Origin of the sequence: Streptomyces sp. NPDC002680, assembly GCF_042889145.1 — a bacterium.
In the GTDB taxonomy this organism is placed as follows: domain Bacteria; phylum Actinomycetota; class Actinomycetes; order Streptomycetales; family Streptomycetaceae; genus Streptomyces; species Streptomyces adonidis.
Map to the genome: position 1 here is coordinate 304,706 of NZ_JBIAQP010000001.1, position 19,434 is coordinate 324,139.

The 19,434-nt window shown below is 70.9% G+C and carries 19 protein-coding genes; 9 read left to right on the forward strand and 10 right to left on the reverse strand.

The window, feature by feature from the left end; translation table 11 throughout:
* Positions 1-36 precede the first annotated feature (36 nt).
* The 6 genes from ACFYXF_RS01305 to ACFYXF_RS01330 all read right to left on the reverse strand — a co-directional run bounded on the left by ACFYXF_RS01305 (position 37) and on the right by ACFYXF_RS01330 (position 5,283).
* Positions 37-195 carry a putative leader peptide gene (locus ACFYXF_RS01305; RefSeq protein WP_389346822.1) on the reverse strand — a complete coding sequence of 53 codons (159 nt, stop codon included), beginning with the start codon at positions 193-195 and terminating at the stop codon, positions 37-39.
* Positions 196-197: 2 nt separating this feature from the next.
* Positions 198-935 carry a GNAT family N-acetyltransferase gene (locus ACFYXF_RS01310; protein ID WP_389346824.1) on the reverse strand — a complete coding sequence of 246 codons (738 nt, stop codon included), beginning with the start codon at positions 933-935 and terminating at the stop codon, positions 198-200.
* A gap of 89 nt (positions 936-1,024) precedes the next feature.
* Positions 1,025-2,050 carry an ABC transporter substrate-binding protein gene (locus ACFYXF_RS01315; RefSeq protein ID WP_389346826.1) on the reverse strand — a complete coding sequence of 342 codons (1,026 nt, stop codon included), beginning with the start codon at positions 2,048-2,050 and terminating at the stop codon, positions 1,025-1,027.
* Positions 2,051-2,151: 101 nt separating this feature from the next.
* Complete coding sequence (locus tag ACFYXF_RS01320) at positions 2,152-2,937, reverse strand: amino acid ABC transporter ATP-binding protein (RefSeq protein WP_389346828.1); 786 nt, start codon at positions 2,935-2,937, stop codon at positions 2,152-2,154.
* Entirely contained in the window at positions 2,934-3,947 is a 1,014-nt protein-coding gene (locus ACFYXF_RS01325) for an amino acid ABC transporter permease (protein WP_389346830.1), read from the reverse strand. Before ACFYXF_RS01325 ends, ACFYXF_RS01320 begins: the two co-directional genes overlap by 4 nt.
* 448 nt (positions 3,948-4,395) lie before the next feature.
* Complete coding sequence (locus ACFYXF_RS01330) at positions 4,396-5,283, reverse strand: sulfurtransferase (protein ID WP_389346832.1); 888 nt, start codon at positions 5,281-5,283, stop codon at positions 4,396-4,398.
* A 429-nt stretch (positions 5,284-5,712) separates the two neighbouring features.
* Between ACFYXF_RS01330 and ACFYXF_RS01335 the strand changes: the two genes are divergently transcribed.
* The 8 genes from ACFYXF_RS01335 to ACFYXF_RS01370 all read left to right on the forward strand — a co-directional run bounded on the left by ACFYXF_RS01335 (position 5,713) and on the right by ACFYXF_RS01370 (position 12,117).
* Positions 5,713-6,660, forward strand: coding sequence for an ABC transporter substrate-binding protein (locus ACFYXF_RS01335; protein ID WP_389346834.1), 948 nt, complete (start codon positions 5,713-5,715; stop codon positions 6,658-6,660).
* Positions 6,661-6,789: 129 nt separating this feature from the next.
* Positions 6,790-7,845, forward strand: a complete 1,056-nt coding sequence (locus tag ACFYXF_RS01340) for an ABC transporter substrate-binding protein (RefSeq protein ID WP_389346837.1) — start codon at positions 6,790-6,792, stop codon at positions 7,843-7,845.
* Positions 7,842-8,615, forward strand: a complete 774-nt coding sequence (locus ACFYXF_RS01345; RefSeq protein ID WP_389346839.1) for an ABC transporter permease — start codon at positions 7,842-7,844, stop codon at positions 8,613-8,615. The genes ACFYXF_RS01340 and ACFYXF_RS01345 overlap by 4 nt, the downstream gene beginning before the upstream one ends.
* On the forward strand, positions 8,612-9,370 hold the full coding sequence (locus tag ACFYXF_RS01350; RefSeq protein ID WP_389346841.1) for an ABC transporter ATP-binding protein: 759 nt from the start codon (positions 8,612-8,614) through the stop codon (positions 9,368-9,370). Before ACFYXF_RS01345 ends, ACFYXF_RS01350 begins: the two co-directional genes overlap by 4 nt.
* Positions 9,367-10,458 carry a phosphotransferase enzyme family protein gene (locus ACFYXF_RS01355; protein WP_389346843.1) on the forward strand — a complete coding sequence of 364 codons (1,092 nt, stop codon included), beginning with the start codon at positions 9,367-9,369 and terminating at the stop codon, positions 10,456-10,458. Before ACFYXF_RS01350 ends, ACFYXF_RS01355 begins: the two co-directional genes overlap by 4 nt.
* A gap of 14 nt (positions 10,459-10,472) precedes the next feature.
* Positions 10,473-10,976 carry an AAA family ATPase gene (locus ACFYXF_RS01360; protein WP_389348441.1) on the forward strand — a complete coding sequence of 168 codons (504 nt, stop codon included), beginning with the start codon at positions 10,473-10,475 and terminating at the stop codon, positions 10,974-10,976.
* Positions 10,977-11,043: 67 nt separating this feature from the next.
* Positions 11,044-11,139 carry a putative leader peptide gene (locus ACFYXF_RS01365; RefSeq protein ID WP_389346845.1) on the forward strand — a complete coding sequence of 32 codons (96 nt, stop codon included), beginning with the start codon at positions 11,044-11,046 and terminating at the stop codon, positions 11,137-11,139.
* Positions 11,140-11,292: 153 nt separating this feature from the next.
* Positions 11,293-12,117, forward strand: coding sequence for a DUF1684 domain-containing protein (locus ACFYXF_RS01370; protein WP_389346848.1), 825 nt, complete (start codon positions 11,293-11,295; stop codon positions 12,115-12,117).
* Between the two features lie 17 nt (positions 12,118-12,134).
* Here the strand turns inward: ACFYXF_RS01370 and ACFYXF_RS01375 are convergent, their stop codons facing one another.
* The 4 genes from ACFYXF_RS01375 to ACFYXF_RS01390 form a co-directional block, all read right to left on the reverse strand.
* Positions 12,135-13,100: a D-2-hydroxyacid dehydrogenase family protein gene (locus ACFYXF_RS01375; RefSeq protein ID WP_389346850.1), complete on the reverse strand. Its 966-nt coding sequence runs from the start codon at positions 13,098-13,100 to the stop codon at positions 12,135-12,137.
* Positions 13,101-13,243: 143 nt separating this feature from the next.
* Positions 13,244-14,413 (reverse strand): hypothetical protein, encoded by a 1,170-nt coding sequence (locus tag ACFYXF_RS01380; protein ID WP_389346852.1) that lies wholly within the window; start codon positions 14,411-14,413, stop codon positions 13,244-13,246.
* A gap of 196 nt (positions 14,414-14,609) precedes the next feature.
* Positions 14,610-16,004 carry a cryptochrome/photolyase family protein gene (locus ACFYXF_RS01385; RefSeq protein ID WP_389346854.1) on the reverse strand — a complete coding sequence of 465 codons (1,395 nt, stop codon included), beginning with the start codon at positions 16,002-16,004 and terminating at the stop codon, positions 14,610-14,612.
* A gap of 94 nt (positions 16,005-16,098) precedes the next feature.
* Positions 16,099-18,249: a glycoside hydrolase family 36 protein gene (locus tag ACFYXF_RS01390; RefSeq protein WP_389346856.1), complete on the reverse strand. Its 2,151-nt coding sequence runs from the start codon at positions 18,247-18,249 to the stop codon at positions 16,099-16,101.
* Positions 18,250-18,372: 123 nt separating this feature from the next.
* On the opposite strand from ACFYXF_RS01390, the gene ACFYXF_RS01395 reads away from it, so the two are divergent.
* Positions 18,373-19,419 carry a LacI family DNA-binding transcriptional regulator gene (locus ACFYXF_RS01395; protein WP_389346858.1) on the forward strand — a complete coding sequence of 349 codons (1,047 nt, stop codon included), beginning with the start codon at positions 18,373-18,375 and terminating at the stop codon, positions 19,417-19,419.
* Positions 19,420-19,434: the final 15 nt, after the last annotated feature.

Here is a 19,434-nt window from a genome sequence, read left to right on the forward strand (position 1 = left end):
TTCCTGATCGACCGTACGAAGGAACGAGACAGCAGGTCAGGAACAACAGAGCGCGCCGGCGACACGCAACAGGTCGATGTGCCGCCGCGAGTACAGCCTCGGACGGCGAGGCGAGGCAGGTTCTACGGCGCGGTGGCGCACGTGCCTCCTCCGCCCTTCCGGCCCGGCGAACCCTGGGTCCTGGCACAACAGCACGGCTATGCCTTTTCTTCCGGCCGTCTGCCCGGCGCACGCACCAGCGCGAACCGGGTACGGCGGCGCAGGGTGAAGCCGATCGACTCGTAGAGCCGGATCGCGTCGGTGTTGCTCGCCGCCGCGTGGAGGAAGGGGATGTCGCCGCGTTCCCTGATGCCCGCCGCGACCGCGCGGACCAGCCGGGTGGCCAGGCCCCGGCCGCGATGGTCCGGGTGGGTGCAGACGGCGCTGATCTCGGTCCAGCCGGGTGGGCGGAGGCGTTCGCCGGCAAGGGCGATCAGCTGCCCGTGGTCCCGGATTCCGAGGTAGGTGCCGAGTGCGATGGTCCGGGGCAGGAAAGGGCCCGGCTGGGTGAGGGCGATCAGGTCAAGGATCTCGGGTACGTCGGCGGGGCCGAGCCGTACGGCTTCGGGCGCGGGCTCGGCGTACAGCGCGGTGTCGACCAACTGGACGCCCTCACCGGCCTGTTCGACCTCCCAGCCCTCGGGTACGGCCTGGAATGCGGTGACCGGGGTGACGGTGCCTGGTCCCACCAGCGCGGCCAGGTCGTCCCAGGCACGGGGGTCGGCGGGGTCCTCGAGTGCGGCGAACGGGGAGACGTCCGTCGGGTAGCGGGCGGCCCGGCCGGTGCGCTCGGCGAGATGGGCGTGCGGGCCCGTCAGCGCGGCCCAGGCGGCGTTGTCCAGGATGTGCGGTTCCGTCGGGCTCGGGGACGTGGCGTGGTGGACGCTGGTGGACATGTCGGTGCGGACTCTCCGTATCTGGAACGCGGTCGGACCCGTCCCAAGGGGCCGCCGTTCCATGGCGGCCCCCCGGGACGGGTGACGGGTCAGGAGTTGTCGAGCGGCAGCCCGGGCGGGTTGACCTGGGAGGTGCTCACGGCCTCGTTGGAGAGGTTCCAGGCGGCGAGCCACTTGGCGTACTGGCCGTTCTCGATCAGGTGGTTGATCGCGTCCGCGACCGGCTTGGCCAGGCCGCTGTCCTTCTTCGCGGTGGCCGCGATGAGGCCCTGGAGCGTCGCTCCCGCACCGGAGAACTTGCCCGCGTTACGCGTCGGGTTGGGCGTCTTGGCGACCTGGGTGATGTGGTACGCGATGCCGGGGTTCGGGCCGAAGTAGGCGTCGATCTTCCCGCTGGACAGGGCCAGGTAGACGCTGTTGCTGTCCTGGAAGTACTTGACGTCGAGCTTCTTGCCCTCCTTCTCCAGCTTCGCCTTCCACTCCAGCAGGATCTTCTCCTGGTTGGTGCCGGCGCCCACCGAGACGGTCTTGCCGGCGAGGTTCTCGTAGTTGCCGTCGAAGTTCCAGGTGCTCTTGTTCAGCACCTCGAAGGCGAGGTTGTCCTCACGGTAGGAGGCGAACTCGTACTTCTTCTTGCGCTCCTCGGTGTCGGTGACGTTGGAGAACGCCACGTCGACCTTGCCGCTGTCGATCCCGACGAAGAGGTTCTCCCAGGTCGAGTTCTTCACCTCCGGCTTCAGCCCGAGGACCGCGGCGACCAGCCGGCCGAGGTCGGGCTCGGCCCCGGTGAGAGTCTTCTGGTCGTCGCCCACGTACGCCAGCGGCGGGAACCCGGCGGGGAGCGCGCCGACCCCGATGACCAGCTTGCCGCTGTCGGCGACCGTCTTGGGCAGCTCGGCGCTGATCGACTTCACCTCGGAGACCTTCAACTGGGTCTCCTTGGCAGCACCGTTGGAGAGCGTGCCGACGGTGACCGTCCCGGCCGACGCGCTGTCGGTCCTGGTCGCGGCGTCGCTGTCACCGCCGCACGCGGCGAGCCCGCCCGCGAGGGAGGCGACGGCCGCGGACGCGGTCACACCGCGGAGGATTCTGCTGCGGAGGCTGAGGGTGCGCATGGGGTGTCCTTGTGTCCTTGTGTCGGTTGTGCGGTGAGGGTGTGGGGGGGGCGGTCCGGGGCCGGACCGCGAGTTCGGGGAGCTCGGACAGCTCTGGTGGCTCAGAGGACCTTGCTCAGGAAGTCCTTGGTCCGCTCCTGCTTGGGGTGGTCCAACACCTCGGCGGGCGGGCCCTCTTCGACGATCCGGCCGTCGTCCATGAAGACCACCCGGTCGGCGATCTCGCGGGCGAAGCCGATCTCGTGGGTGACGATGACGAGGGTGGTGCCGCTGCCGGCCAGGTCCTTGATGACGGCGAGCACCTCGCCGACCAGTTCGGGGTCGAGGGCGGAGGTCGGCTCGTCGAAGAGGATGACGCCGGGGCGCAGGGCGAGGGCGCGGGCGATCGCCACGCGCTGCTGTTGACCGCCCGACAACTGCCGTGGGTAGGCGGCCACCTTGTCGGCCAGGCCGACGCGGCCGAGGAGATCACGGGCGAGTTCGAGGGCCTGCGCCTTGCCGAGCTTTCCGGTCGCCACGGGGGCGGCGGCCACGTTGTCCAGCACGGTCAGATGCGGGAAGAGGTTGAAGTTCTGGAAGACGAAGCCGATCCGGCTGCGCTGGGTGAGGATCACCCGCTCGCTCAGCTCCTTCAGCCGGTCCCCGTGCCGGCGTACGCCGATCAGCTCGCCGTTGACGCTGACGTGGCCGATCTCGGGCTTCTCCAGGTGGTTGATCACCCTGAGCAGGGTGGACTTGCCCGAACCGGACGGGCCGAGGATCACGGTGACCTCGCCGGGCCGCACGGTCAGGTCCACGCCGTTCAGCACCCGGTGGGTGCCGTACCACTTGTGCACGTCGTGCACCTCCACGGTGGCGGCCGTGTCGTCGAGCGTTCCGGCGGTCATACGGCGGCCTCCTTGCGGATGCGGGTGCGGAGGTCGGTGACCCCGGCCCGCAGTTTCTGCAGCGGTGTCGGCGGCAGGGTGCGGGTGGCGCCCCGGGCGTAGTACCGCTCGACGTAGAACTGGACGACGGACACGACGCTGGTGAGGATCAGGTACCAGACGGTGGCGACGAGCAGCAGCGGCACGATGTCGCCGGGGTAGGTGCTGCCCATGCTCTGCACGCTGCCGAAGAGGTCGAGCAGGGACACGTAGAAGACCAGCGAGGTGGCCTTGATCAGGCCGATCAGCTGGTTGACGTAGTTCGGGGTGATGGAGCGCAGCGCCTGCGGGAAGACGATCTTCGCGAACTGGTACCGCTTCGGCAGACCGAGTGCGGAGGCCGCCTCGTGCTGGCCCTGGTCGACGGAGAGGATGCCGCCGCGGACGACTTCCGCCGCATAGGCCGCCTCGTTGAGGCTGAGGCCGACGACGGCGACGACCATGTCCGTGGCGAGCCGTGACTCGTCGAAGGTGAAGAACGCCGGGCCGAAGGGGACGCCCAGGCTCAGCGTCTGGTACAGCGCGCTGAAGTTGTAGAGGAAGAGCAGGACGACGATGAGCGGAACCGAGCGGAACAGCCAGATGTAGACCCAGCTCACCGCGCGCAGCACCGGGCTCCTGGAGAGTCGGGCCAGAGCGAGGAGGATGCCGCCGAGCAGGCCCAACACCGCGCTGTAGACCGTCACTTCGAGGGTGATGAGCAGACCGTCGAGGATCGTCGGGCGCAGGAACCAGTACTGGAACCGGTCCCACTGGTAGAAGGGGTTGGTCGCCAGCCCGTGGATGATCTGGGCGACGAGGACGAGTACGACGGCCGTGGCGATCCAGCGGCCGGGCCGGCGGATCGGCAGAACCCGCTGCGCGGCCAGGGGCCTGTGTGCGCCGGGTTCATCGGGTTCGTCGGGGCGGGGTATCGCCTCGGCGGACGACTCCGGTCCGGAGGACACGGCGACGCCGGGAGATTCGCTCATGGAGGGCTCCAGCAGTTTCGGACACCCAGGGCCGCGGGGCGGCGGCATGCACCGCGCCACCCGGGAGCGGCTCGGTACGAGACGACACACGGGGTTGCACGCGGAACAGAGGCTGGGCGGGGAGAGGGCACACCGCGAAAGCGGTGGTCGTCAGGGACTCGGAAAGCCGTCAGCCTCGACAGAGAGTGCGGCAAGTCGCCGTACAGAGCGCACTGTTGACGCGCAGCAGGTCGACGGAGCGGTCCGTGCACAGCAGGACACGGCTGAGGCGCCGCGGTGCGGCCGTCCCGTCAGCTGCGTTCATCGCTGTCACCATCACTTCTCCGGCCCCGGGACATCCCCTGGGGCTTCTCGATCTGCGCCGCAAGTTAGGCATGTCGCGATAAAGGTTGTCAATGCAAGTGACCATCAGGTGAGACGGTCAACTCGCCCTTCCTGCTTGACGGCGTCAGACGTCCGTCATGAGCGGGCGGGACGGATCCTGGGACCACTCCTCCAGCGAACCGTCGTACAGAGCGATGTCCTGACGGCCCAGAAGTGTGAGGGCGAGGGCGGTGCCCGCTGCCGAGATACCACCGCCGCAGTAGAGGATCACGGGCGACCCAGCGCCCTTGAGAACCGCTTCTACCTGGGCAGCGAGTTCGGCAGCGGGCAGGAACCGGCCCTCGCTGTCGAGGAGGCCGCGCCCGGGCAGACTGAGGCTGCCGGGGATGTGACCACGTCGGCTGTAGCGGGTGACGGCGGACCCGTCGAAGCCGCCGGGCGGCAGCGCGCACACCAGCGTGCCGGGACGCTCGCCACGGTTCACCGCCTCCACCTCACGGAGACCTGTCCACATTTCGGGACGGGGTACGGGTGTGAGCTGCTCCTCACCGGAGACGGCGACGGTGTCGTCGTCACCGTGGGCGACCGCGTGCCCGCCCGCCTCCCACGCCTGCCATCCGCCGTCCAGGACCGCCGCCGGCACGGAGATCGACCGCAGCATCCACCACAGCCGGGCCGCCCAGATGCCGCCGCCGCTGTCGTAGGCGACGACCTCGGAGCCGTCCCGAACGCCGAGCCGCTGGAGGGCGGCGGCCAGTGCCTCCGGTGCCGGAACCGCGAAGTGGTAGGGCGCTTCGGGGTCCGACAGTTCGCCCGTGAGGTCCGCGTGCCGGGAGCCGGGGATGTGCCGCTCGGCCCAGCCGGTCCGGCCGCTGCCGGAGCGGTGGTCGCCGTCGTGGCGGGGCGAGGGCAGGAGGGTGGTGGCGTCGAGGACGACCAGCCGGGGGTCGTCGAGACGGGCCGCGAGCCAGGTGTCGTCCACCAGCGGTCCGGGAAGCAGGGCGTCGGTCATGGCGGGGATGCTAACCCGGAGCCGACCGGGACCGACCGGAGCCGATACGCCTGAGCTGCGGCTTCTCGACCCATGAACGCGGACGTCCCATATTTTGGAATCCGTTTGCACAGCATCGGTTGCCCGGGGTTATGGTTTCGGCCATCTACGCGGGAGCCCCTACCCGGTTGGGCTGAGAGGGCGTCTGGGATCCGTGTCGGCATCGGCCGGCCGGGTCCCCACGGGGACGCCGACCGCAACACTTGAGCCTCTGTGCCCGCGTAGGAGTACCGCATGTCTTCAGCAGTCGAGCAGCAGTGTCCCCCGGCACCCGCCGTGGCGGCCCGCTCCTGTTGTTGACCTGAACGGTCCCCCTCTCCTCGTTTCCCCTTCCCCTCGCTTCTCCGCACCAGGCCCGCGCGCCTGCGTGCCGTCCTGCGGAGTACCTCCATGTCGCACGTCCGAGTCATGCTCGACTACTTCCACCCCTGGCCGAATTCGGCCGGTCTGTACGTTGCCCGCGAGCGCGGCTGGTACCGCGAGGCGGGTCTGGACGTGGAACTCGCCGTCCAGGATCCGGGACGCGGCGACACCCTCGAGTATCTGATCCGGGGCGAGGTGGACTTCGGTCTCTTCCCGCCCAACCGGCTGCTCGCCCGCCGTGCCGCCGACGCCCAGCCGCTGATCGCCGTGGCCGCCGTCAACCATCGCGCGCTGGAGGCGATCCAGACCGCCCGTTCGACCGGCATCACCCGCCCCCGTGACCTGGCGGGCCGCCGTCTCGCCTACAACCCCACCCCGCGCGGCCGTGCCATGGTCCGGCATCTCGTCGCGGCCGACGGCGGCGACCCGGACGCGGTGATCACCGTCGACGCGGGCTACCGCGAACTCACCGTCGACGACATCGCGGCCGGCGAGGCCGACGCCGCCTTCGGCACCTACTGGTCCTGGGACGCACTCCGCGGCGACCTGCCCGAGGAGCAGCGGCTGACCTGGCCGGTCGACGAGATCGGCGCCCCCCGCTACCACAGCTACCTCCTCGGCACGAGCGAGGCCCATGTCGCCGCGCGCCCCGATGTGGTGCGCGCCTTCCTCGCCGCCACGGCCCGGGGCTACGCCGCCGCCGCTGCCGAACAGGCCGACACACGCGCCCTGTTGGAGCGCGTGATCCCGTACTTCTCCCGCCCCCTGATCGCCCGTTCCCTCGCTCTGGTCGCCCCGACCTGGACCGGCCCGGACGGACGCTGGGGCGTGATCGACGAGACCCGGATGGGCCCGTACGCCGACTGGCTCGCCCGGCACGGCGCGATAGCGCACACCCGCGACTGGCAGGCCTCGTACACGAACGACTTCCTCACCGCGACCTCGGCCCGCACCGCTTCGGTGGGTGCCAAGTGACCTGCCAGGCAAGGGAACTGACGAGGCGTATGGCCGTGGACCTGATGCGGATCAGCAGCGCGCTGTGTCGGGCGTGAGGAGCACACCCACGCCCGCTGTCCGCGCTCGCGCATCCCCTCCGAGGAACCCATGAGATCCCGCACGACCGTCCTGCTCTCCCTGGCCACCGCCGCCGCTCTCACCGCGACGGCGACCGGCTGCGCCACCGAGGACTCCACGTCCGCCGCCACTGCCGCGAACGGCACCACCCAGGTCACCCTCGCCCTGGACTGGACGCCCAACACCAACCACACCGGCATCTACGTCGCCCAGCAGAAGGGCTGGTTCAAGGCTGCCGGGATCGATCTGAAGATCGTGCCGTACGGCTCGACCGCGCCCGAGACGCTGATCGCCGCCCACAAGGCGGACTTCGGCATCTCGTACCAGGAGGGCATCACCACCGCGCGCGCCGCCGGCCAGGACATCACCTCCGTCTACGCGGTCACGCAGAAGACGAACGTCACGGTCTCCGTGCGCGCCGACCGCGACGACATCACCTCTCCCAAGGACCTGGACGGCAAGACGTACGCGGGTTTCGGCGCCCCCTACGAGAAGGCGCTGCTCCAGAAGGTCATCCAACAGGACGGCGGCAAGGGCGACTTCAAGCAGGTGACGCTCAACACCTCGGCGTACGCGGCTCTTTACGCGGGCAAGGCGGACTTCGCGATGCCGATGCCGACCTGGGAGGGCCTGGAGGCGAAGCTGACGGGCAAGCCGCTCAAGGACTTCCAGCTCGCCGACTACGGCTTCCCGGCCATCTACTCGACCGTCGTCGCGTCCTCCGGGCAGTACCTCAAGAAGAACCCCGGCATCGCGAAGAAGTTCCTCGCGGCGGTGAACAAGGGGTACGAGTTCGCCGCCGACCATCCCGACCAGGGCGCCGATCTGCTGATCGCCGCCAACAAGAGCACGCTCACCAACACCGAACTGGTCAAGGAGAGCGAGGAGTTGCTCGCCAAGGAGTACTACCGCGCGGCCGACGGCTCGATCGGCACGCAGAGTGCCGCCCGCTGGCAGGCCTTCGCCGACTTCGAGTTCAAGGCCGGGCTGCTGGTGGACAGGAACGGCAAGAAGCTCACGGAGGCCCCGGATGCCTCGACGTTCTTCACCGACGCCTATCTCCCTGATGCCGAGTCCGCCAAGTGAGGGCGGCGCTGCGTGCCGTGTGGCCGCCTCTCGTGGTCCTCACCGTGCTCGTCGCGGGCTGGCAGTTGTACGTGAGTGCCGCCGGCGTCGACCCGACGGTGCTGCCCGGTCCCGGCCGTGTCCTGTCCGAGGGGTGGGCGAACCGTACCGACCTGTGGGACCAGACGCTGCCCACCCTCCAGGAGACCGTGCTCGGCTTCGCGCTCTCCTTCACCGCCGCCTGGCTCGTGGCGGTGGTCCTGGACTTCTCGGCCGTCGCCCGCCGGGGTCTGTACCCGCTCCTGGTGGCCTCGCAGACGATCCCGATCGTGGCCGTGGCGCCGCTGCTGATCATCTGGTTCGGCTTCGGACTGCTGCCGAAGATGCTGGTCGTGACCCTGACGACCTTCTTCCCGCTCGCGGCGAACCTGGCGGCGGGTTTCGCCGCCACCGACCGCGACGCGATGCGGCTGCTGCGCTCACTGGGCACCGGACGGTGGCGCACCTTCCGTCTGGTACGGGTACCGACCGCGCTGCCCCACTTCTTCACCGGACTGCGGGTGAGCATCACGTACGCCGTCGTGGGCGCCGTCTTCGCCGAGTACGCGGGAGCGGAGAAGGGCCTCGGGATCTATATGCAGGCGCAGAAGAGCGCGTTCCGCACGGACCTCGTCTTCGCGGCGGTCGCGGTGACGGCACTGCTGAGCGTGGCCCTGTTCGGGGCGACGTATCTGCTCCAACGGCTCGTCCTGCCCTGGGAACGGGCGCTGGCGAAGGAGGACCGGTCGTGAGCCTCGAAGTACGCGGCGCGGGAAAGGCGTTCGGGTCGCTCGACGTCCTGCGCGATGTCGAACTTACCGTGGAGCCGGGCGAGTTCGCGGCCGTCATCGGCCCGAGCGGCAGCGGCAAGAGCACCCTGTTCAACCTCGTCTCCGGTCTGGACACGCCCACTTCGGGCGAGGTGCTCGTCGAGGGCGCCCCCGCGTCGGTCGCCTCGGGCAAGGTCGCGTACATGCCCCAGAAGGATCTGCTGTTCCCGTGGCGGACCGTGCTGGACAACACCGCGCTGGGACTTGAGGCCCAGGGCGTACGGAAGCGGGAAGCACGGCGGAGGGCGGGCGAACTCTTCGGCGCCTTCGGGCTCGACGGCTTCCAGTCCTCGTACCCCTTCCAGCTCAGTGGCGGTATGCGGCAGCGCGCCGCGCTGCTGCGCACGGTCGTCCTGGAGCGGCCGGTGCTGCTGCTCGACGAGCCGTTCGGCGCGCTCGACTCGCTCACGCGGACCGAGATGCAGCTGTGGCTGGCCGACATGTGGCAGCGCTACCGCTGGACCGTCGTCCTGGTCACGCACGACATCCGCGAGGCCGTGCTGCTGGCCGACACCGTGCACGTACTGTCGCCCCGTCCGGCCACGGTGGTCGAACGCGTCGAGGTGCCGCGCTCCGGACCACGCGGCCTGGACGCCCTCGCCGACCCGGAGTTCGCGGCCACCGAACGCCGGGTCCTCGACGCGTTGCGCGGCACAACTCCGGTGCGTGCGCGATGAGTTCACATCTCGCCCATGGCTTGGGCACCGAACCGGTCGAGCCCGACTGGCCGCCGCTGACCGAGGCCGAGGTGGTGGCTGTCGTCGGCTCAGCAGAGGTGGTGTGGCGCAGCCCGCGTCCGCTCTCGGCGGCGGCCGTCGTCGAGCGTGCGGGGCGCCGACTGTTCGTCAAGCGCCACCATCTCTCCGTACGCACCCCCGAGGGGCTCGCCGAGGAGCACGCCTTCCTGCGGCATCTGCGCGAGCGCGGGGCACCGGTGGTGGAGGTCCTGGACGTGGTGACACGGCAGGAGTGGGTGTACGAGGTCCACTCGGCCGGTGTCGGCACCGATCTGTACCGGGACGCGCTGTCCTGGTCGCCGTTCCGGTCGCGTACCCACGCGCGGGCGTCGGGCGCGGCGCTCGCCCGGCTCCATCTGGCTGCCGAGGGGTTCGACGCCCCCCGCCGGAGCCCCCAACCCCTCGTCGCCTCGTTCACGGTCTTCGCCGCCGAGGATCCGTTCACCGCCCTGGAGCGGTACGTGGACGAGCGCCCCGCCCTGGCCGAGGCACTCACGGACCTCCCCTGGCGCGCGGACACCCAGCGCGTCCTCCTGCCCCTGCACGGGCGGCTGGCCCCGCACCTCCCCCTGCTCGAACCCCTGTGGACGCACAACGACTGGCACGCGTCGAATCTCCTCTGGGACAGCACCGGTGAGGTCGCGACCGTGCTCGACTTCGGGATGAGCGACCGCACGACCGCGGTGCACGACCTGGCCACCGCAATCGAACGCAACGCCGTCCAGTGGCTGGAACCCGGCTTCCCGGTGCACGAGCAGGATGTCGACGCTCTCCTGGACGGCTACGAGTCCGTACGGCCACTCAGCGCGTCCGAGTCGGCGGCCCTGCCCGAGCTGCTCCCCTTGGTGCACGCGGAGTTCGCGCTGTCCGAGCTGGCCTACTTCCACGGCATCACGGGTTCCGCGGAGAACGCCCGGCTGGCGTACGCGTATCTGGTCGGCCATGCCGAATGGTTCGCCGGCGAGGCCGGCCTGCGTCTCCTGGACCGGCTGCGCCGCCGTACCTCTGTCGCGGTACCGGCAGAATGAGCAGGATGAACGGGATGCTCATCGTCATCGGCGGACTGCCCGGCACCGGCAAGACGACCCTCGCGCGGCTCCTGGCCGCACGGATCGGCGGGGTTCATCTTCGGGTCGACACCATCGAGCAGGCGATCGTCCGTTCCGGGCTGGCGCGGCACCCCGTCGGGCCCGCCGGGTACGTCGTCGGATACGCCCTGGCCGAGGAGCACCTCGGGCAGGGACTGACCGTGGTCGCGGAGTCGGTGAACCCTCTGGCCGTCACCCGTGGCAGCTGGCGGGACGCGGGCGTCCGGGCAGGCGTTGCCGTCGCCGAGGTGGAGGTGGTCTGCTCGGACCCCGTGGAGCACCGACGCCGGGTGACCTCCCGGTCGGTCGACATTCCCGACCTGCCGCTGCCCGACTGGCAACAGGTGCTGGACCGTTCCTACGAGCCATGGGACCGCCCGCACATCGTCGTCGACACCGCCGGGCAGGAACCGGAGGAGTCGCTCACCGCGCTGCTCGGCCACCTCGAACGCGGCTGAGGGCAGCGACCCGGCCTGGCTGAGCGACTGTTGACCATCCCGGACAACCACTGTCATTCTCCTCGGTGTGAACCCGGACCTGCGCCTCGTGTCCCGCCGGCACGTCGACCTCTGTCGACAGGCCAGCGCGATCTGTGCCGTCCGGTCACTGCCGCGCCGCTGAAGCGCCGTCGGCTTCCCTGCCGGTTCCCTCTCTCGGCCCGCGTCTCCGCGCCCGGCTGCGGCGACCCATATGTGCCACATGTGCTCGCGGACCAGGCCGCCGTGATCCACTCCCGGCCACGCCCGAGCCCCCACTCACAGCTAAGGAACACGCATGACCGTTCAGGACATCACCACGGACCTGGCCGCCTTCACCCACAACTGGCAGGAGTGGCACACCGGGCAGGAGGCACGGCTCGCCGGCCCGCACGGGTTCCTCGCCATCACCAGCCTGAACTGGCTCAGCACCGAGCCGCAGCGCTTCCCCGACGCTCCGGGCGCCTGGTCGACCGGCGCCGACGGGGTCGTCGTGGTCCTCGACGAGGGTGAGGAACTGGTCGTGGACGGAACCCCCGTCCACGGCGAGCACCGCTTCGGGGTGCTCCCCGAGCGCGGCGGAGTCGACGCGGTCTGGGGCGACGCCGTGATCGAGGTCGCCAAGCGCGGCGGACAGGACATCGTCCGCCCCCGGCACCCGGACACCCCGCTGCGCACCGAGTTCACCGGTACACCCGCCTACGCCCCGCAACCCCGCTGGGCGGTGACCGGCCGCTACACGCCCTTCGACGAACCCCGGCCGACGACCGTGGGCGCGGCGGTCGAGGGCCTTGAGCACGTGTACGACGCGCCGGGCCGGGTCGAGTTCGAGCTGGACGGACGCCCGCTGGCACTCACCGCGTTCGCCGGACGCGCACCGGGCAGCCTGATGGTGCTGTTCACCGACGCGACCTCCGGGGTCACCACCTACGCGGCGAACCGTGCCCTGGCCATCGCACCGCCCGCCGCCGACGGCACGGTCGTCCTGGACTTCAACCGGTCGACGAACCTGCCGTGCGCCTACACCGACCTCGCCACCTGCCCGCTGCCCCCGGCCGAGAACCGGCTGCCGGTGGCGATCGAGGCCGGGGAGAAGATCCCCCGCGAGCGGGGCGGGGCATGAGCGTGTGAGTACCCCCGTCAGGCGCCGGCCAGCCGGCGGACCGGGGCACCGGCCAGGAACGCGGCGATGTCCTCCACCGCCTCGGTGTAGAAGGTGCGGTAGTTGCGCTCGGTGACATAGCCGAGGTGCGGGGTGGCGAGCACGTTCGGCAGGGAGCGCAGGGGGTCGTCGGCGGGGAGGGGCTCGGTCTCGAAGACGTCGAGACCGGCGCCGGCGATCCAGCCCTCCCGCAGGGCGCGCACGAGTGCCGTTCGGTCGACGATGGCGGCGCGGGAGGTGTTGACGAGGTGGGCGTGCGGGCGCATGGCACGCAGTTCCGGCTCGCCGAGCAGGCCGCGGGTTCGGTCGGACAGGACGAGATGGACGGACACGAAGTCGCTGCGCCCCAGCAAGTCCTCCTTGCTGTCCGCCAGTTGGACTCCCGCGTCGGCCGCCCGCTGGGCGGTGAGGTTCTCGCTCCAGGCGAGGACCTCCATACCGAAGGCGGTGGCGACGCGCGCCACCCGAGTGCCGGTCTTGCCGAGTCCGAGCACGCCCAGGGTCCGGCCGTGCAGATCCTGCCCGACGGTGGACTGCCAGGGGCCGCCCTCGCGCAGGGCCCGGTTCTCGACGGTGAGGTGCCGGGCGAGGCCGAGGAGGAGCGCCCAGGTCAGTTCGACGGGCGGGGTGGAACTGCTCGCCGTACCGCACACGGTGACGCCCTGCGCCTGGGCCGCGGCGAGGTCGATCGAGGCGTTGCGCATACCGGTGGTCACCAGCAGGCGCAGCCGGGGCAGTCGGCGCAGGAGGTCGGCGTCGAAGGGGGTGCGCTCCCTCATGACCACGACGATCTCGCAGTCGGCGAGTTCGGCCACGAGCTTGTCCCGGTCGGTGAGGTGTTCGCGGAGGGTGCGCATCCGGACCTGGCCGGCGAGGGGGCTCCAGTCCGCCATGGTCGGGGCGGCGCCCTGGTAGTCGTCCAGCACAACGCAGTGGAGGGTCATGGGTGCAGTCTGCCTTTATGGCGGCAGGGACGAGTCTCGCTGCCGTACAGGACACCGACAAGTCCGGCCGATGACGTCGTGGTGGTCCTGATGATCGTCCGCCCCGGCTCGGCGACAGGCGCATAACAGTCAGCCCATCCATGTCAGCCCATCCATCTCAGCGCGGCCTTCCATACGTCGTTGTTCGTCCAGTAAGCGCTGTGTGCCTGCGGGAAGGGCTGCCGGTTGTCGACGAGCTTGTCGTGGGCCCGGCCGGGGAACACCGACTCCGCGCAGTAGGCCAGCATGTCGCGCCGGTCGTAGATGTTGAGCCAGCGGGCGGTGAAGTGCGCGGGGAGCGGCTGGGGCGGTTCGAGGGAGACGAGCGCGCCGATCTCGTACAGGTGGCCGACCTGCGAGCCGACGGTGATGAGCTGATCGACTCGCGGGACCGCCTCCTGGACGAGAAGGTCGACGCAGGCGACTCCGCCGAGGCTGTGGGCCATGAGCGTGATCGCGTCGCCGGGGGTGTCCTCGATGGTGCGCCGCACCAGCTGCCGGATGCCCTCGCCGCGTGCCTGGTAGCGCAGGATGTCGCCGCTCGGTGCGCCTTGGCGGCGCAGGGCTCGCCGCTCCGCGACCCGTAGGGCGGGGGCGGCGGCCACGCGTCGCAATCGGCCCGGCAAGGAGCGTCCTTGAGCCTGGAGATCGCTGCTGAGCAGGGCGACCAGCGTCTCGCGGCCGTTGCCGTCGGGGAAGTCCGCGCCGTCCTGGGCGGCGAGGGCCAGGGTGCAGGCGACCAGTGCGCGGGCCACGGCGTGCCGGTGCTGGTAGCCCTCGCCGTCGATCGTGCGGGCCGCGTGGCCGAGTTCGTCGGAGCGCCGCAGTTGGGCGAGGGCACGCTCGAAGGTCTCGACGGCCCGGTACTCCTCAAGGGCCGCGACGACGCGTGGCGTGGGAACGTACTGGTTGACGGCCGTGAGGAAACGCTGCCAAGGGGGGCCCGTGTGCGGAGCGGACAGGCCGGTGGCGAGGGGCAACTGGAGGCCGAGCAGGCGCAGTTCGTACCACGGATCCAGGTAGAGGACGGACCAGGCGGCGAGATCCTCCTCCTCGGCCGTCGCATCACCGCCGCCGTCCTCTGTTCTCCCGTGGTCCGGCACCGAGACTCCACCCAGACGAGCACTGGCGCCTTCGGTCGGGCCCCACAGACAGCCCCTCACCTCGATCTCGGGGCGCTCGGCGCCGACCCGCGCCGCGATCCGGTCCAGAGTCGCGAGATGGGCCGCGGTCCGCACACCCGTGCCGTGAACAAACACAACAGAACGCCGCATGTCCGCCTCCTGAGCAGGTCAGCGCCCCCGCTGACCCGACCGAACCTCATGAGCTTCGCGACGTCACCACGGATCCGAGCAGGCAGCAGCACGCCCTCGATCCGCAACTCCCCCACAAACACACCTGGTTGGAACTAGGCTCCCCGCGGACACCAGCGTGACACCCGGCCCAGGACACTGTCCGGTCCTGATTCGCTCAGGGGACAGTCACAGCGGCTCGGTCGAGACCGCGAGCCCGTTTGAAGCGGTCGAGCCCGTCGGACAGATCGACGATCGGGTCCGGATAGTCGAGCGCGGCACGGTCCAGGCCGCGCAGTTTCCACGGCTCGTGCACCACCGGCCCGGCCAGCGCCCGCAGTTCGGGTACCCAGCGGCGTACGTACGCGCCGTCGGCGTCGTATCTCTTGGCCTGGGTGACGGGGTTGAGGACCCGGTTGGGCCGTGAGTCGGTTCCGGTACCGGCCGTCCACTGCCAGTTGAGCTGGTTGTTGGCGATGTCGCCGTCCACCAGCAGGTCCAGGAAGTGCCGGGCACCGACCCGCCAGTCGACGTACAGAGTCTTCGTGAGGAAGCTCGCGGTCAGCAGGCGTCCCCGGTTGTGCATCCAGCCCTCGTGCCGCAGTTGGCGCATCGCCGCGTCGACGATCGGATAGCCGGTGCGGCCCTCCTTCCACGCCTCGACGTCCTCGCGCGCCTGCGGCCCGGACCGCCAACTGTCGTGCCGGGTGCGGTAGTCGGAGGAGGCGGCGTCCGGGCGGGCGGCGAGCACCTGGCGGTGGAAGTCGCGCCAGGCGAGCTGCCGTACGAAGGCATCGGCGCCCGGACCGCCCGCCCGGCGGGCCCGGTGGACGAGTTCGACGGCGGAGAGCGTGCCGAAGTGCAGATGCGGCGAGAGCCGGGAGGTGGCGTCGCCGGCCAGGTCGTCATGACCGTCCTCGTACGACGTCACCCCGCCACGCAGCCACGCGGTGAGCCGCGCGCGGCCCTCGGTCTCGCCACCGGAGGCGAGCCCCTCCGACAGTCCGCGCAGGTCGCTCCGGGCGGGCAGGGGCTCGGAGCCGATGCCGTCCGGCACGCGGACCGTCCGGGGCGCCCGGAGTGGGTCCCGCAGCTGCTGTCTCGACCAGTGCCGGAAGTACGGCGTGAAGACGGCGAAGTGGTCCGAGGCGGCCGGGACCACGGCGCCCGGGGCAACGGCCGCGGTCACGGTGTCGTGCACGTGCAGCCGTACGCCGTCCGCCTCCAGGGCGCGGCGCAGCCGGTCCTCCCGGCGGCGCGCGTGGCCACTGACGTCGGCCGCCAAGTGCACCTGGTCGGCGCCCGCCTCGGCGGCGACCCGACACACCTCATCGACGAGATCGCCGCTGCGCACGACCAGCCGTCCGCCCCGCTCGCGCAGACCGGTGTCGAGGTCGCGCAGACAGTCGGCGAGGAAGGCCAGCCGGTTGGGTACGGCGAACCCGGCGGCGTCCACGGCCCGGTCCCGCACGAACAGCGGGACGACGCTGCGTCCGGCGTCCAGGGCAGCCCGCAGTGGCGGATGGTCGTGCAGGCGGAGGTCGGAGGTGAACAGGACGACCGAGACGTTCATGACGCGTGCTCCGGGTAGTTCATGTCCCCATAAATACCCCAGCACGCCTGACTCTTCGAAGCGACGCCCCTCCCCCTTGCCTGTGCGTCCGAAGTCAGGAAGTCAGCCGGATCAGCACGACAGCCGGTGTGCGCGGCAGCGACACCCTCACCCCGTCCCCGTCCCAGACCGCCGAGCCGCCGCCCGGAGCGGACGGGTGCAGGATCTCCGTACGGACCTCCCGGCCCGCCAAGTGCCCCACCGGCAGCCGGAGTTCGCCCTCTCCGCCGCGACGCCAGACCGAGACGTAGGTCGTACGGCCACCAGGCACCCGCATGCCCAGGGCCAGCCACTCGTCCGTCCAGCCCGGCAGACCGAGCGGCCAGAACGGTACGGCCTCCGCGAGGTCGGCGCGGAGTGTCTTGTAGACGGCCACCGCGTCCCGTACGAGGGCCAGTTGGTGTTCCGACATCCGGTCCAGATGGCCCGACAGATGGATGCGGCCGAGCAGCGCGCCGCCCAGGGTGAAGGTGATCAGGTCGTCGTCGTAATCGGGTTGCGGGTAGGCCCAGACGGCGCCCTGTTCGGGCGGGACCGCTGTCGGTGCGGCGGCGGCGATCGGTGGGAACAGCAACGGGTCCTGCTGGTCGCTGGTGGACTGGAGTTGGGTGACGGCGAGGGTGGCGCCGTCCATCCTCATTCCGCCCGAGGCGCAGTTCTCGATCACCAGGCCGGGATGGCGGTCCAGCACCTCGGAGAGCCAGTCCAGGTATGCGAGGGCGTGGCCGAGCAGGCCTGCTCCGGGGGCGATGTCTCCGGGGGCGCAGGTTCCCGGGTCGACCACGATGTTGTAGTCCAGCTTGAGATAGCCGACGCCCCAGTCGCCGACGATGCGGTCGACGGTCTTGTCGAGGTGTGCCCGGGCGGCGGGGTGGCGGAGGTCGAGCTGGTGGCGGCCCTGTTCGGTGATGCGTACGCCGTCCCGCTGGAAGAAGGCCTCCGGCGGGAGTTCGGCCGCGACCGGACTACGGACGCCCACGACCTCCGGCTCCAACCACAGGCCTGGCACCATGCCGCGCTCCCTGATCCGGTCCAGGACCGCCCGGATTCCGCCGTCGGGGAAGCGGCGCGGTGCGGGCAGCCACTCGCCGACGCTGTCCCACCAGCCCTCGGTGCTGTCGTCGTACCAGCCGGAGTCGACGCAGAAGTACTCCGCCCCGGCCCGGGCGGCGGCGTCGATCAGCGGCAGCAGTTTCTCCGTCGTCGGGTCGCCCATCAGGGTGTTCATGTAGTCGTTGAAGACGACCGGCAGGGTGGTGTGGTCCGGGTGCGGGCGGCGTACGGCACGACGGTACGAGGTCAGGGCGGCGAAGGCGTCGTCCAGCCCGGAGCCGAGGGCCAGGACGCCGGACACGGTGGTGAGTTCGGCGCCGGGGGTCAGCCGGACCCGCCACTGGTGTTCCGCGTCCGTGGGGCCGTTCAGTGCCAGACACGTGCCGTGGTCGCGTTCACCCAGGTCCCAGCGCCAGCCCGCCGGGGACTCGATCTGCCACAACCAGGCCCGGCCGCCGCCGCGTTCGGTCAGGGCGCCCATCGCCAGGTGCCCGTCGGTGGGCCAACTGCCGCGCCCTGTCAGGGTCAGTGCCGCCCGGCTGTCGTGCTGGTGGACGTCGACATGGATGTCGGCGACGGTGTTGCGCAGCGGCTCGGTGTACCAACGGCACTCCGCCAGCCAGTCGTTGCGGGCGCGATGGACGTCGAGGGCGTCCGGGGAAGGGAGGGCGCCGAGCAGCAGACTGCTGACGGACTGGACGACGAGGGGCTCCCCTCCGTCGTTGCGGAGGCGGACGCGGGAGCGCAGCACGGGCAGTCCGACGGGTGAGGACAGCTCGACGAAGGCGGTCAACCCGGTGCCGGGGTCGTGGAGTTCGACGGTCAGGTGCGTCCAGCCGTCGTGTTCGTGGGTGGTGTGCGCCCGGTGGCGGAATCGGGCGCCGAGGGCCGTACCGGTGAAGCGGGGGCCCGACCAGCCGCTGCCGTGACCGAGGGCGGTCACCTCGACGAGGTGGAGGGGGGCGTCCGGGCCTGGGGCCAACGCCTGGTCGTCGTCGGCCGCGCCCCCGCCCGAGTCCAGACGGGCCAGCCGCAGAGCCCCGTCGCCGCCGGGGGCGAACTCGAACTCGGCCTCCAGAGCGCGGTGCCCCCAGACGAACGTCCGCCGAGCGGTACCTGAAGCTGTGCCCGCCGAATCCGACGTACCGGTCAACGTCTTCCCCTCCCGATGCGGCCTGGGCCGACGGTCCGCTTCTGCTTCCGCGTCCGCTTCCGCCGCATGAATCAAAGGTTGCGGTCTCTTGACGACCCTCATGTGACCGGTCACAATCCTGGCATGAATGTGACCGGTCACACAAGACGCTCAGTGAGCATCCGGGATGTCGCGAGCGCGGCCGGAGTGTCGTACCAGACCGTCTCCCGGGTGATCAACGACAGCCCCAGCGTCAAGCCGTCCACGCGTGACCGGGTGCTCGCCGTCATCGACGAGCTGGGGTTCCGGCGCAGCTCCGCCGCGCTCGCCCTCGCCAGCGGACGCAGTCGTGCGGTGACCGTGCTCACCTCGAACACCACGCACTACGGCTACGCCTCGATCCTCCAGGGCATCGAGGAGGCCGCCCGTGCCGCCTCGTACGCCGTCGGGGTCGGCGTACTCGAATCGGCCGACGAGTCCGACGAGGCCGCTGTCGCCGCCCAGGTGCGACGGGCGGCGGACGCGGGCGGCGGGCTGATCGTGATCGCATACGATCCGGCCGGTGTACGGGCCCTGGGTGCCGTGCCCGCCGAACTGCCCGTCGTCGGCGTGGTGGAGACCCCCGCGAGCCCGCCCGGCGGCGACCGCCCGTGGGTGTGGACCGACGACCGCGAGGCCGCGTACGAGGCGACCCGCCATCTGCTTTCCCTCGGCCACGAGACCGTGCACTACGTCGCCATCCCGTCCAGCACCCGGCGCACCAGCGCCCGTACGACCGGCTGGCGGCAGGCACTCAGGGAGGCGGGAGCGCCGGAACCCCGTCCTGTACCAGGGAGTTGGGATCCGGCGGGCGGTCACGCGGCAGGGCTGAAGCTCGCGAGGGACGCCGGTGTCACCGCAATCCTGTGCGGCAACGACGACCTCGCGCTCGGGGTGATCCGCGCCCTGCACGAGACGGGCCGCGCGGTCCCCGGTGAGGTGAGCGTCGCCGGGTTCGACGATGCCCCGCACTCCGCCTATCTCACCCCGTCGCTGACGACCGTACGCCTGGACTTCACCGGCCTCGGGCGGTCCGCGTTCGCCCTGCTGCACGGCGTACTGGAGGAGTCCGCGCAGATCGCCCCGCATCCCGTCTCCGTACCGGAACTGCTGGTGCGGGAAAGCTCGGGGCCGCCTCCCGGGGGCGGATGAACCCCCTCATCGCGT

Coding starts and splice junctions, on each gene's coding strand:
- ACFYXF_RS01310 (WP_389346824.1), bottom strand. CDS start 935: ATGTCCACCAGCGTCCACCACGCCACGTCCCCGAGCCCGACGGAACCG.
- ACFYXF_RS01315 (WP_389346826.1), bottom strand. CDS start 2,050: ATGCGCACCCTCAGCCTCCGCAGCAGAATCCTCCGCGGTGTGACCGCG.
- ACFYXF_RS01320 (WP_389346828.1), bottom strand. CDS start 2,937: ATGACCGCCGGAACGCTCGACGACACGGCCGCCACCGTGGAGGTGCAC.
- ACFYXF_RS01325 (WP_389346830.1), bottom strand. CDS start 3,947: ATGAGCGAATCTCCCGGCGTCGCCGTGTCCTCCGGACCGGAGTCGTCC.
- ACFYXF_RS01330 (WP_389346832.1), bottom strand. CDS start 5,283: ATGACCGACGCCCTGCTTCCCGGACCGCTGGTGGACGACACCTGGCTC.
- ACFYXF_RS01335 (WP_389346834.1), top strand. CDS start 5,713: ATGTCGCACGTCCGAGTCATGCTCGACTACTTCCACCCCTGGCCGAAT.
- ACFYXF_RS01340 (WP_389346837.1), top strand. CDS start 6,790: ATGAGATCCCGCACGACCGTCCTGCTCTCCCTGGCCACCGCCGCCGCT.
- ACFYXF_RS01355 (WP_389346843.1), top strand. CDS start 9,367: ATGAGTTCACATCTCGCCCATGGCTTGGGCACCGAACCGGTCGAGCCC.
- ACFYXF_RS01360 (WP_389348441.1), top strand. CDS start 10,473: ATGCTCATCGTCATCGGCGGACTGCCCGGCACCGGCAAGACGACCCTC.
- ACFYXF_RS01370 (WP_389346848.1), top strand. CDS start 11,293: ATGACCGTTCAGGACATCACCACGGACCTGGCCGCCTTCACCCACAAC.
- ACFYXF_RS01375 (WP_389346850.1), bottom strand. CDS start 13,100: ATGACCCTCCACTGCGTTGTGCTGGACGACTACCAGGGCGCCGCCCCG.
- ACFYXF_RS01380 (WP_389346852.1), bottom strand. CDS start 14,413: ATGCGGCGTTCTGTTGTGTTTGTTCACGGCACGGGTGTGCGGACCGCG.
- ACFYXF_RS01385 (WP_389346854.1), bottom strand. CDS start 16,004: ATGAACGTCTCGGTCGTCCTGTTCACCTCCGACCTCCGCCTGCACGAC.
- ACFYXF_RS01395 (WP_389346858.1), top strand. CDS start 18,373: ATGAATGTGACCGGTCACACAAGACGCTCAGTGAGCATCCGGGATGTC.